Annotated in this window: 8 protein-coding genes; all 8 read right to left on the bottom strand. The window is 44.6% G+C overall.

All coding sequences use genetic code 11. The features are described from left to right. Window positions 1-595 precede the first annotated feature (595 nt). The 8 genes from JWG44_RS09715 to JWG44_RS09680 all read right to left on the bottom strand — a co-directional run bounded on the left by JWG44_RS09715 (window position 596) and on the right by JWG44_RS09680 (window position 13,042). A complete protein-coding gene (locus tag JWG44_RS09715) occupies window positions 596-3,844 on the bottom strand; it encodes a chitobiase/beta-hexosaminidase C-terminal domain-containing protein (protein ID WP_205274760.1) in 3,249 nt (1,082 codons plus the stop codon). Window positions 3,845-4,466: 622 nt separating this feature from the next. Beyond that, window positions 4,467-5,237, bottom strand: coding sequence for an imidazole glycerol phosphate synthase subunit HisF (gene hisF / locus JWG44_RS09710; RefSeq protein ID WP_205274759.1), 771 nt, complete (start codon window positions 5,235-5,237; stop codon window positions 4,467-4,469). Continuing rightward, window positions 5,234-6,697: an Asp-tRNA(Asn)/Glu-tRNA(Gln) amidotransferase subunit GatA gene (gatA, locus tag JWG44_RS09705; protein WP_205274758.1), complete on the bottom strand. Its 1,464-nt coding sequence runs from the start codon at window positions 6,695-6,697 to the stop codon at window positions 5,234-5,236. Before gatA ends, hisF begins: the two co-directional genes overlap by 4 nt. After that, window positions 6,694-6,984: an Asp-tRNA(Asn)/Glu-tRNA(Gln) amidotransferase subunit GatC gene (gene gatC / locus JWG44_RS09700; protein WP_205274757.1), complete on the bottom strand. Its 291-nt coding sequence runs from the start codon at window positions 6,982-6,984 to the stop codon at window positions 6,694-6,696. Before gatC ends, gatA begins: the two co-directional genes overlap by 4 nt. A 27-nt stretch (window positions 6,985-7,011) precedes the next feature. Then, window positions 7,012-8,427 (bottom strand): undecaprenyl-phosphate glucose phosphotransferase, encoded by a 1,416-nt coding sequence (locus JWG44_RS09695; protein WP_205274756.1) that lies wholly within the window; start codon window positions 8,425-8,427, stop codon window positions 7,012-7,014. Between the two features lies 1 nt (window position 8,428). After that, a complete protein-coding gene (locus tag JWG44_RS09690) occupies window positions 8,429-11,416 on the bottom strand; it encodes an LPS-assembly protein LptD (RefSeq protein ID WP_205274755.1) in 2,988 nt (995 codons plus the stop codon). 39 nt (window positions 11,417-11,455) lie between these two features. Continuing rightward, window positions 11,456-12,304, bottom strand: coding sequence for an undecaprenyl-diphosphate phosphatase (locus JWG44_RS09685; protein ID WP_205274754.1), 849 nt, complete (start codon window positions 12,302-12,304; stop codon window positions 11,456-11,458). Between the two features lie 6 nt (window positions 12,305-12,310). After that, window positions 12,311-13,042 (bottom strand): lipoprotein LipL31, encoded by a 732-nt coding sequence (locus tag JWG44_RS09680; protein ID WP_205274753.1) that lies wholly within the window; start codon window positions 13,040-13,042, stop codon window positions 12,311-12,313. Between the last annotated feature and the right edge of the window lie 15 nt (window positions 13,043-13,057).

Below are 13,057 nucleotides of genomic sequence, written 5' to 3'. Positions count from 1 at the left end.
CGAAGAAAGTAACAAGGACTTTAAAAGTGTAACCCATGTCTCTGGTCTAAAGTGTTACCTATGTCCCAGGATGTACACAGGCTCGAGGGGCGGGGGGCGGGTGGTGGAAAACTACGGGCGACTTTTCTCTATCAGAAAATTAACCTTTTTGCAAGTAAAAAGGCTCGAATGTAGGAACTCCTACTAAAATCCCCAGTGGGATCTTTTTGATTCTCAATAACTTTCCAACTTGCGGGTAAGGTTATGCAATCAGGGCGGGGTGCGTGACTTTCACGGAAAGACCGTCGGAGTTCCGACAAATTGTATACAAGATTAGACTTTTGAAGCATTCATTTTTACTAATATACCAAAATCAATAGTTTTTCTAGTAGACGATCCAAAATAAATCTTAATTCGGTGAATCGCCGATTTATTTCACCGGAACGACTTCTCTTAAGTAAAAAGTTATTAAGCTGAAAAAATTTCCAAACATGCAGTCGTTGATATAAATTGCCATACTTCACCAAACGATTAGGACAAGAGTCCGAATAATTGCGACTCTTGTCCTAATTATTTTGGAATAAAGTTGTATATAACCAAATCGCTCGTAGTTTTTTTAGAGAACGAACAAACTCAGTTTTCCTCCATGCGAACTATTGTAAGTTAGAATGAGATATTTCCCATTTATAAAATCGATCAACCCGAACGGATGATGAGCGGACTGAAACCCTTGATCGGCGGTTTGGTTTATAGCCTGCACCCGTGAAGTGCCCGTAAGGCTCGTACGAAGAATTTGGTTTTGATAGCCGTTTCCAAGGTAACTAAAAATCAACTTCGAGTTCACAAAATCTATATTCATCGCAAGTGTAGCACTTCCAAGTGTAGTTGGTGAATTCGAAACCGTCCAGATGGATTGGGAGTTCGACGTTCCATCAAAATTACTTCGATAAAATGCGATCTCATCAAGACTGGAGACTCCGAACGTTGACATCAAAAGGGTTCCGTTACTTCGGTCGACCGCAATTGCGGGCAATATAAATCCAAGAAATGACAACCCGGCCGAATAATCAGAGTGTGTACAATTGTTTCCATCCAAATCGCAACGAAACAAGGACGGCTTATTGGAATTCCCTTGATTCCGGGAAATCACCAATAATTTTTCATTGTAATAATCGATCTCTGCAACGGGGGTATAGCCCGATTGAATTCCCTGGCCGGCAGAAATATCCCTCTGAGCGCAGTTAGTTCCGTCCATATCACAACGAAACAAAGATGGACGAATACCGTTTGAAACATTATTCGTGACAACTAAGAGTTTTCGATTTAGCTGATCGATCAGAATTTTCGGATTCACCCAAGGTCCGGAACCGTATCCGGCTGATAACTCGATATGCACGCAATTGGTTCCGTCCAAGGCACAACGAAATAAGGAAGTCTTCGAAGTAGTTGAACCATTTTCCGTCGCAACCAAAATTTTTCCGCCGATTTCGTCCACTACGATCGACGGATTTCTTCCCGATTCGCTTCCTTGACCGGAGGAAATATCAAAGTGTTGGCAGGAGTTCCCGTTTAAATCGCAACGAAATAAAGAAGGCTTATTCCCATTGCTCCCATTTTGCGTAACGACCAACAGCTTCTTGTTGACGGGATCAATCGCTGCGGATGGATATTTTCCTGAATCGGTTCCCTGCCCCACCGCCCCGGAAATATCTTTATGAACCGCCGTCGTCGCGGCTGGAATCGAAGTAGTGGGAATTCCGCTTCTTTCGACGCTCAGAGAACTTTCTCCTCCGTTATGAATCGCTGTCATCGTAACGTACTGCATGGTTCCATTCGTCAAACCGGAAATGGTAATCGGATTATTCGCTCCGGTGACCGAACTTGCTGTAGTTGTAACTCCGCTCGAATTTGCGTAATAGACCTTGTAACTCGTGGCACCTGCAACCGGGATGAATGAAACTACCAATTTCGCATTCCCCGCGCCGACGAGAACTCCTTTCGGAGGCGGAGGCGGACCAACGTTCACGGTTTGACTTGCGATCAAGGAAATGTTTCCGGCCTTATCCATTCCGATCACTTTGATCTGAAACTGACCCGCCGTCGATAGACTTACCGAGCCGGAGTAGAGGTTTCCGTTCGCGATCCCTCGGGACGCATTGAAGCTCGGAGCTGTTCCGTCTAACGTATAAACGATCTTATCGCACCCAGCATTGCCGACGTCCGTGCAAGAAGCGATAAAACTCGTTCCAATGGGAAAAGGTCCTGTGCTGGTCGGCGAGGTTAAGGTAACGTTTGGCGCCGACTGATCCTTTGTGATCGTAGCCGTTGTGCTTCCAACATTGATTGCGCTGGCGACGCAGATACGAATCGTGTTGTTTCCAACACTTAACCTCGTATTATCGATTGCAGTCACGGTATCCGGACCTCCGGCGGAAATGGAACCAGATGCGAGTACGATTCCGGTTGTACAACTGGATCCCCCCAGAATGACTTGGTAGTTTCCGTTTCGATCCGATTGCCAGGCGATCGAACCGTCCTCTCCGGATACGTAACGAAGATTCGAATTGATCGTTACGTTCGGAGTCGCAAGGTCGACTGTATATCGCTTTTGTGTAACAGAGGAAACATTCCCTGCTTTGTCTCTTGCAATAAACTTTATGGAAGTGGTGGCATTGTCTACGGTCGAAATAGCGGTTCCGGAATAGTTGCTTCCCGTGCCGATCGTACCTGAGAGCGCGTCGATCGTCGGATTGGCAGGAGTTCCATTGACCAAAGAATTAATAACAGTCTCTTCACAACCGCTTCCCGAATCCGAGCAAGAAAGAGAAACGTTCGTAATCGTTCCGAAATTACCTTCGTCCGGACTTATGGAAACCGAAGGAGGAGTATCGTCCCTTTGAATAGAAATCGAACTCGAGCCGATTCGATCCGATCCGGGATTGCAAACTCCGTCTCCGTCCAAATCGACATATCCGAAAATCGTAAAGTGTTTCGTTCCTTCTCCCGAAAAATTTCCTCCTGCCGTAACCGAGAAAAGAGAATTTGTTCCGGAAGACAAAACTCCCCTGTCAACCTCCACTCCGGAACCACAATCGGACGCACCGGAACGAATCGTAAAAGATATTGAAACATTGGAAGACCAGGTAATATCCGACCGACCGATCGCGCCCGTTTGATTGCTGATAAAACGGGACGTCGCATTAGCGACGATCACAGGTAGAGTAGTATCGATTCGATACAAAGCCTCCTGAATCGGACTCACATTCCCGGCTAAATCTCGGCAAATATATTTGATTCTAAAATCCCCGCTCACCGAGTCGGATCCTACGTTGAAATTTACGCTCGGCGCATTCGAGTAGTTACCTTGAAAAGGGGAAAAATTGGGAACACTACCGTCGAGAGTATAAACAATCGAACCTGGACCGACGTTATCCGTACAAGTAAGTTTTACTTTCTGAGCATTTCCATAAATCCCTGGAAGATTGTTTGAAGAAATAGAAATTGAAGGGGGATCTAAATCTTCCTGAATTTTTTTAAGAATCGGATCGTTGATCGATCCGTCGTTATCAACATCAAATCCGTCCGCAATTCCATCGTTACCGAGATCTATAAATGCGAGAGGATTTCCGGTACAATTCTTACCTGTTCTGGAAGAATAGTGGGATATCTGATAACATAGATAATGATTCGTTATACCATCCCCGTCTGTGTCAATGGAATCCAAGATTCCGTCCCGGTCCGTATCCGATACGAGCATATCAATGACGTCGTTTTTGTTGGTGTCGATTCCGTCGGCGATACCGTCACCATTTACGTCCAGGAATGTTCCTTTGATCCTTGCGGTGCCTTCCATATCAATGATCATGAACGGGATATTGTTCCCTATTCCGGATTGACCGGGTTTCAAACAACCGAAGCAGAAGATGAGGAATAAAACAAATAGGGGGAATGCATTTTTCATAGATTTACGACAAAGGAAGAACACGTTATACACGCTGACCTCCCTTTCTTTTCTCCAGTCTCTAACTTAATCTTATTTATCGATTCAAGCGTTCATACCCGGTTAGGAGCATTATAATTATTGAATTTTCAAACCTAGGACTAAGACCAGTTCAAAAAAACGACTCTATAAAAATAAAAATTTCTTAAAATGACGTCCAAAGAGAACCAAAAGATAAGAAAGAAATTTCTTTATCAACCAATCCAAATGTTATTATAATTCAGAGAGGAGATCGGAAAATAGAACCTCAACCTATGCGCTTCGAAGCCTTTCTCTACTTTATTCGGATCTATAAAAAACCGAATGGGCTAATTGAAATCGATGCCTTTTGATAAAACGAAAAATCATTTTTAAATTGGAATCTACGTTTGGACAAAATATAAAAAAGAATCAAGCTCTGATGGAAAAATCGGTCGTTAACAAGTTTTTTTGAAGAAGAGGCAGAAGATTAACGGAGATTGGGTTTGGGAAGAATTGAGCGTCTTTTTCAGTCCAGTCGAACCGAGATTCCCATCTCTTGCATCGCTCTCTTCGTTTCTCGAATTGAATATTCTCCGAAGTGAAAGATCGAAGCCGCAAGAACCGCATCTGCCTTTCCGCGAAGAATCGCTTCCACCATATGCTCCGGATTTCCTGCACCACCGGAAGCGATGATTGGAATTTCCAGAGCCGAAGAAAAATTTTTTAAAAGATTGATATCAAACCCGTTTCTCGTTCCATCCCGGTCCATCGAAGTGAGAAGAATCTCTCCAGCGCCTTTTTCTGCAGCTTCTTGCGCCCAATCCAAAGCTTCCCTTCCGGTTTCAGTTCTTCCGCCGTGCAAAAAAATCTCGTATCGATCTCTCTCTTTTTGGAATTTAACGTCGATCGCACAGACGATACACTGAGAACCGTAGATCTCGGAAGATTCCCGGAGAAGTTCCGGATTTTGAAACGCAGCCGTATTGATGGAAACCTTATCTGCCCCTTTTTCTAAAACGGCCCTTACGTCGGCGACGGTCCGAATTCCCCCGCCTACCGTAAACGGAATGAAGATTTTTTCGGCGATCCTCTCCACGAGATGAAGAAGAATTTCCCTTCGATCCGACGACGCGGTAATATCTAAAAAACAAAGTTCATCCGCAAGATTCTCCTCGTAAATCGCGGCCGATTCCACGGGATCACCGGCATCGACGAGATTTACGAAGTTCACTCCCTTAACTACCCTTCCATCCTTTATGTCCAGGCAGGGAATGACTCTCGCGGTCAGGTTACTCATCCGATCTTTTCCGGAAATTGAATATTCAAACCTTCTAATTTAGAAACGGCTTGTGAAACTCCGAATAATTTTGCTTCCTCGAAATAAGGCGCCGTAATCTGCAAACCGATCGGAAGACCTTTTGTATCTTTCCCCATCGGAACGCTGATCGCAGGTAAACCGGCGAGATTGACGCTGGTAGTCCAAATGTCAGCCTTATACATCTGTACCGGGTCCTTGGTTTTTTCTCCGACCTTAAACGCGGTCGTAGGAGAAGTCGGTTGAAGAATGAAGTCCACTTTGGAAAAGAAAGATTCGTATTCTTTCTTTATCAAAACTCTCGCTTTTTGAGCGGTTCCATAGTATGCGTCGTAATAACCGGCGGAAAGGGAAAACGTTCCTAGAAGAATTCTTCTCTTTACTTCGGCTCCGAATCCTTCCGTTCTAGAATCGACATAGAGATCTTCCAATTTTCCGGTCGGATCCTTTCTCGCTCCAAAACGAATTCCGTCAAAACGGGAAAGGTTGGAGGAACATTCCGCGGTAGCAATGATATAATAGATCGGGATCGCGTAACTGAATTTTGAAAAATCCAATTCGATAAGGGTTGCACCCTTTTCTTTGAGTTGATTCAAAAGCGTTTCGTATGCTTTTGTAACTTCGGGATCGATCTCCGGAGTCATCTTGATCACTCCGACTTTCAATCCTTTGAAGTCGACTTCCTTCACGGAGTCCGCTGAAAAACCGGGACGATTCACCGAGGTGGAATCTTTCTGATCCTTTCCTGAAATCACCGAATACAAATCGATACATCCCTGAACGTCTTTTGAAAACGGCCCGATCTGATCCAAGCTGGAAGCATAGGCGACAAGCCCGTAACGGGAAACGCTTCCATACGTGGGTTTGAGTCCGTAGAGTCCGCAAAGAGAAGCCGGTTGTCTCACCGAACCGCCCGTATCGGATCCGAGCGCGAGCGGTACCATTGACGCGGCCACTGCCGCGGCGGATCCTCCGCTGGATCCTCCGGGAATTCTTTCCAAGTCGAATGGATTGCGTGTCGTCTGAAACGCGGAATTCTCGGTGGAAGAACCCATCGCAAACTCGTCCATGTTAGTTCTTGGAAACAGGATAAAACCTTTTTCAAGAAGTCTTTCCACGACGGTCGCGTTAAAAGGAGATTTATAATTTTCTAATATTTTGGAAGAACAAGAAGTGATCGAATCCTGAATGCAGATATTGTCCTTGATTGCTACCGGTATTCCGTCGAATTCCGAAAGCGGCTTTCCCGCTTTCCTTCTCGCGTCGCTTTCCGCCGCCGCGTCTAAAATTGTCTTCTCATCTAAGGATAAAAACGCTTTTACGGAACCGTCGACTTCCTTGATTCTTTCGATACAAGCCTTAGCTAAATCCGTCGCGCTGAGTTTACCCTCGCCGAGAGCGGCTTTTAATTCTGTATAAGATTTTTTTAATATTTCGTTCATGTCTCGATCACCTTAGGAACGACGAAGTAGCCGTTTTGAAAGGAGGGTGCGAACTTTTCGATTTCTTCCCGAGAGAGGTGTTTTCCCGCAAGATCCGGGCGAATTGCGTTTTCGTGTTGAAAGTAGATCTCGTCTTCTCCGATCGAAGATACGTCCAGTCCTTTTACTTGATCCACATATTCCAAAACCTTGTTAAAGTCTCTCAGAGTGGATTCTTTTTCTTCGGAGCGGATTTTTAAACGCGAGAGGTCGGCGATTTTTTGCAAAGAATCTTCGTTCAGGTTCATGATTCTCTCCCTTGCAGTCAGAGTGTTTTAGTAGGCATTTTTGTCCATGATTCCTTTAAATGGAGTCAGGAGAATAATCTTTAGGTCGAGCCAGAGCGACCAATTTTCGATATAATAAATGTCGGCGGCGATACGATCGTCGATAGACGTGTCCCCTCGGAGCCCTTTAACCTGAGCGAGTCCGGTGATTCCGGCTTTGACGGCGTGTCTTCTCATATAGTGTCTGTGGTCGTTCTTAAACTTTTCCACAAAGTGAGGACGTTCCGGTCTCGGCCCCACGACCGACATATCTCCGAAAAGAACGTTGAAAAACTGAGGAGTTTCGTCCAAGGAAAGTTTTCTAAGAATTTTGCCGATTCCGGTGACCCGAGGATCGTTCTGTATCGTCCATGTCGTCTCCGATTGAGACTTTGCCTGAACTACCATCGTTCGAAACTTGATCATCTTAAACTTTTTGTTGTCCAGGCCTACTCTTTCCTGATAGTAAAAAACCGGACCGGGAGAAGAAAGTTTTACGAACAAGGCCATCAAAAGATAGAACGGAGAAAAGAAGAGAATAAAAAGAATCGAGAACGTAAGATCGAAAAGACGCTTTATGAATTTGTTATATCCCAAACGGATCGGAATGTTTCGAATCGAGATGACCGGAAGTCCTTCCATCTCTTCCACCCTTCCCCGAGCCTTGATGAATTCTTGAAAACCCGGAACAATTTTGAGATCGATCCCTTCGTGATCGCAAGCGTCCAAAACCTCTTTGAGATAATCCCCTTCTGAAGGTTCGAGAGTATAAACCACCAAGTCCGGTCTTTCCGTTTCGAGAATTTTAGCGATCTTACTTATCTTTCCGATCACCTTCATATCCTTTCGAATCGGCTTTACCGTGTTAGCCTGAACAAAGCCGAGAATTTTATAACCGTATATTCCGTGTTTAATGACCGCGTCGTTAAAACGTTTCGAGGTTTCCGAAACTCCCACCACCAAAACGCTTCTCAGATTGTATCCTCGTTTGCGAAGGGTTCTTAAAAGAATTCTCGCGGAATAGTGAAGAAGACTCGTGGTGATCGTATTGATGACGGTATAAGCAAGAATGACCGACCTGGAAAAGCGTTCGCTTCCAAGATCGCCTCGAAAGAAAAATAAAACCGCCAAAACGAAAACGAGATTGAGAAAAACTCCGCCGACGATCGTAAGGAATTCATCGATAAAAGAAAGACCGCGTCTCGGATGATAGAGATCTATCGCGATAAAAACGATCACTTGAAAAAAAGCCAGTAAAAAGAAGAGAAAAATATAACTCTGAACGTCCACGTATCGAACGTCCATTCCGGATTCGTCTACAAGGTAGAATCGAAACAAAAAAGCGAGCGCTCCCCCGAGAAGAGCCGTCACAAAATCCAAAATCGTAAAGATCAACTTGAACGTCTGACTTCTTTCTTTAAGCATATTAAGGATTCTCCGAAGATATTCCAGCGCGATCGCCGGCTTGGAACGGACGTTTTCTAAATCGGAACAGACGGATTCTTGTAAGCTCGGAAGAATCCTGTTGGCCCAAGGAGAAGTCCGTGATCGATATGGAGAAGAATACGGACTGATCGTAAAAGGATACGAGCCCATCGGTTCTGCCGCCCGGGACGGAGCGGAGATCCATGCTGTATCCAAGTCTGAAGTTTGCGGTATGAAGGTTGTATTTGATCGTCCCCATAAAACGGTTTATGTTGAGGGCGGTATTTTGTTTTGCCCCGTTGCCGTTGACACCGGTTCCGTCGAGCAAATCCCTCTGAAGAGTGCTTCTTTCCAAATTCAGAGTGGACGCGGAAATCGTAGGGTCGTTTCCGTAAAAGAAGGTATCAAAGGTATTTCCGACCTGATTGGTGTATCTCCAAGGCTGACTGACTCTCGAATCCAACTCGGCTTCGATCCCGAGATGTCTCGTAAAGTCTACATTCGCTTTTACGAATATTCTATATCCGTCAAGTATCGGACTGTTATAGACGTGATACCAGGTCCCGCCCAATTCCAATTCCCGGATCAAACGAACAAAAGGAAGCGTAAAACCTCCCATCTTGTATGAGGCGGTAAAACTATTGGAAAGCGGTTTTGCTTTGGGTGTATGATGAACGTAATCGTTGTTGATAAAAAGACCGGAATAGAAACTTCTTTTTTTTTCGAGTAAGGAAGCTCGTTTCGGGCGAAGTCCGTCCAAAAAATCGAAATAACCTGAAAAACGGGCCACCGTAAAATACCAGCGTTCTTGATTTGTAGGCTGCGGTTGATAATCCGGAGAAAAACTTCTCAAATCCCGGATGGTTCGAATCGAAATTTCGAAATTCTCAAGCGCATAACTTTCGAGAGAAACTTCCAGCTCGTGTTGTCTCGTTTTTGCAAGAATCGGATCTTCCAGTTCCGGTTTGTAGGCTTCTAACTTTCGATAGATTGCGTTGAAAAAGATCAAAGGAATCCCGATTCTCAAATTGGAAGCGGTTCTTACGTATCCGTAGGATTCTCTCGCGAGATAACGTTCCAAAGAAGTAAACGCGTTATCCGTAACACCCGTTACCGCCGCGTTGTTTCGGACCGTCGCTGATTGTTTTTTAGCTCCGAAAAATGCGTTCGGAGTAAAGGTCATATAACTTCCAAAGTTCAAGGTGGTACGAAGACCGCTTTCACCTTGTGTGAAGTATTGGGTTCTGAGAACATTCTCCTTATAATTTCCGTAAGGATCCTGAAAATTACCGTCGAGCGTTGGAACTCCCAAATTCTCCCGTGTAGGAACCCCATAATAACGAAGAATGGTGTTGTTCAAGTAAGCGTCCCAATAAACGGCCGAGTTAAAATAGGGAAGCCTTCCGATTTCGGAAGAATTTCGAATCGTCGTCGTTGGAAGAACGTCGACCGTAGGAAAGTAACCGGATTTATCCGTCGGACTCAGGATATAATAGAGAAGATTTCTTTTCATCCCTACGTTGATGGAAAGATCGCCGCGGTTTTCCGTGTAATCAAACTTCCACTCCAAGGTATTTCGGATATAACCCTGGCGGACGTTCCTTGCGGTGTATAAGGACTGAAGCGTGTTTGCGGGTTCGTAACGATTCCCGTATTCGTAGTCGAAAAGCCGGTTCGAATAATTTTCGTATTGAAAGCTGAAATTTCGGGTAACGTCTTTCTCCGTGTTATTCATCTTCGAGTTTAAAAGAATTCTTCCCTTCCACCAAGGTTCCACGTCTTGTCCGATTTTTCGGTAAGGACTGCTCGGATCCGCCGAATAAAGCGGGCCGTTATCCACTTGGTTGGTAACCGCGGTTGTCCCGATTCCGAAATTATGAAATCGATCCTCAAAGGCGCCGGAGATCGCGTATTTTCTATAATTCGCATATCCGATATCGATCAAGTAGTTCAAAGAGGGACTTTGTTTCCACATCTCGAGTTGAAACGCCTGTCCCGTTTTTTCGTAAAAGTCGGCGCGGAATTTATATCCCATCGGCGCAAGGGCGATCGTAGGCATCACCGACCACTGATACGAATTCTGCATAAACAAACCTTGTGTGTTGTTCTTACCCGCTTGAGTAATCCATCCGTTTCCTAAGTTGCTATTGTAGAGAAAGGGCAGCCAAAGAACCGTAGTTCCTCCGACCTGGTAACGAACGTTAGTCGCCATTACCGTCTTATCGTCGTAGATATAAAGCCGGTTTACTTTAAAGGAATAGTGGGGTTTTTCCGCGTTACAGATCGTAAAATAACCCATCTCAAGCGCATAACGTTTGTCGTCTAATTTTTTGAGTTTTTCGCCTATAAAGTGAGCGGGTGCAAAGGTTCCCTTTGTTTTGTAGACTACCCCTTTTTCCAGACGAAAGTCATAGATAAACTTGTCGCCTTCGATGATCGCGCGTCCGTCTTTGTATACGATTCCACCTTCGGCGTAGATCTCTTGTCTTTCGCTATCGACGGTAATCGTTTCGGCTTCGATCGAACCCGATCTCAATTTCAAACGAACCCGACCTCTCAAAACGAGAACCCCGGATTTATTCTTATCCACTTGTAGGAGCTCCCCTTCGGAAGCATTCTCGATGGAAATCGGAAGCGCTTTTTTGCTTTGAGGCAAATTTGCGAGCGGATCGGCGGCGATCGGAAGTGTTTCTTCCAGAGCGGAACGAAGACGTTTTCTTCTGCTAAACAAAGAACCTTCCCGGGTCAAACCCAGGGAAAGAAGAAGGTCGTCCACCTCTCGATCCGGGAGATTGTCGACCGACTTTCCTAAAAGCCGATTTTTGGCTCTGAGAATCGCGAGTTTTTTTTCATCATTGGGAGAAGAAGACTGAGTTTGGTCCGCGCTCGCTCCGCCGGTAATCAAACGAAGCATCTGCTCGTCCGTCTGACCGAAGATTGGAATTCCGAGCAGAAATAAAAATAGAATCAGAATAAGGCGGAGGTGCATTCCGGTACCGGTGTCAGATTATTCTCGGGAATTAGATTTTCATCTAATAATTTTTGTGAAAACGAGAACGCAAACCCCCAAGAGAATTCTATACACACCAAAGGCTGAAAAAGAATGCCTCTGAAGATAGCGTAAAAACCAGCGGATGACGAGTGTGCAGAGAAGAAAGGAAACTAAAAATCCAAAAGCCAAAACGGGAATCGTATCCCCGTTCAAAATAGAACGGTATTTGTAGAGTTTATAAATTCCCGCAGCCAACAAAACGGGAACCGCAAGAAAGAACGAAAACTCGGCGCTACTTTTCGTATCCTTTCCTAAGAATCGAGCGGTGATAATCGTCGCCGCAGAACGGGAAATCCCCGGAATCAAAGCGACACACTGAAAAATTCCGATGAGAATCGCATCCTTCAATTCCACCGATTTTCGTTCGTGAGTGGCTTGTTTTTTATGAAAGAACCATTCCGCGATCAAAATCAGAATTCCGCCGAAGATCCAAGCTCCGGCGAGGATGTCTAAAAGATCCGGTCTTGCTTTGATCGTATCCAAAAAATTCTTTGCTATAAACCCCGCCGCCAAAATCGGAAGCGCGCCGACTACGATCTGAATTACAAAATGAAATCCTTGTGGATCCTGATTCTTCTTTGTTAAATACAAAAAGGAAGAGGTAATATGCGATTTGAATTTTTCTCGATAGAGAAAGAGCACCGATAGAATTGCTCCACTCTGGATAAAAATATCAAATAGATCGTCGAATTCAATTCCGAAGTTTTCTCCCGAAAACGGAAAAAAGGAACTGAATAAAAACAAGTGTCCCGTCGAGGACACCGGTAGGAATTCGGTGATCGCCTCAATGATACTTCTCAGAAAGGCGTTCAGGTAATGGTTCAAAGGAGCTTACTGTCCGGGAGTTTTTGGGGCTTCCGTATTAGGAGCGGTCGTAGTCGGAGCCGTTTCTTCTTTTTTCTCTGTTCCGGTCGCCGGAGTAATCTTTCTTTTTAGAAAAGCATCCAGGTCAAACTTGTCATTGTGTTTGATCGAAACTTGTTCTTTGATTCTTTCCAAAACCTTTGGAAGAATTTCTTGAGATTTGTCTTTTTTGAGTTTGGCTCTTGCAAAAAGAATACAACGATCGATCGGAAGAGAACTCACCTGCGGTTCTTTTGCGCGGAGTTTTTGACATTCTTCCATCGCCTCTTCTTCCGAAATTTTGATTTTGCTTTCCACAAGGTGCATAACGTAAAGCTGGGAAACGATCTGCATTTCCTGGAATTTCAAAATCTTTTTGATATCGTCGCGTTTGGTAAATCCGTCTTTTTCGGCGGCGATTGTAGTGATCATCATATCTCTATACTGATCATAAAAATTCTTTTTTTGGAATTGGTAGTTCAGAGCTCTCATCTGCTCAGGAACTTCGGCGATATCTTTGGAAATAAATTCGAGAAGATTTTCTTTCTCGATATTTTGAACCCGACTCATCGCGTCGATGGCGACATTGTATGTGTCTTCAAAGCTGTTGACTGTGATCTTGTTTCCGTCAAGAGTCTCGATCACTTCGGAGTTATCTCCGCAACCCGCAAAAAAAGCGGGAAAAAGAATAAGAGAAATTAAAATAATGTTTTTTTTCATCGGACTTAGGGTTCC

Origin of the sequence: Leptospira ainazelensis (assembly GCF_016918785.1) — a bacterium.
In the GTDB taxonomy this organism is placed as follows: domain Bacteria; phylum Spirochaetota; class Leptospiria; order Leptospirales; family Leptospiraceae; genus Leptospira; species Leptospira ainazelensis.
Note: the sequence above shows the minus strand (reverse complement) of the source record. Positions and strands in the feature narration are given on the sequence as shown.

Bases quoted from the DNA above. Each gene is read 5' to 3' on its own strand.
- JWG44_RS09715 (WP_205274760.1), bottom strand. From the start codon at position 3,844: ATGATCATTGATATGGAAGGCACCGCAAGGATCAAAGGAACATTCCTG.
- hisF (WP_205274759.1), bottom strand. From the start codon at position 5,237: ATGAGTAACCTGACCGCGAGAGTCATTCCCTGCCTGGACATAAAGGAT.
- gatA (WP_205274758.1), bottom strand. From the start codon at position 6,697: ATGAACGAAATATTAAAAAAATCTTATACAGAATTAAAAGCCGCTCTC.
- gatC (WP_205274757.1), bottom strand. From the start codon at position 6,984: ATGAACCTGAACGAAGATTCTTTGCAAAAAATCGCCGACCTCTCGCGT.
- JWG44_RS09695 (WP_205274756.1), bottom strand. From the start codon at position 8,427: ATGCTTAAAGAAAGAAGTCAGACGTTCAAGTTGATCTTTACGATTTTG.
- JWG44_RS09690 (WP_205274755.1), bottom strand. From the start codon at position 11,416: ATGCACCTCCGCCTTATTCTGATTCTATTTTTATTTCTGCTCGGAATT.
- JWG44_RS09680 (WP_205274753.1), bottom strand. From the start codon at position 13,042: ATGAAAAAAAACATTATTTTAATTTCTCTTATTCTTTTTCCCGCTTTT.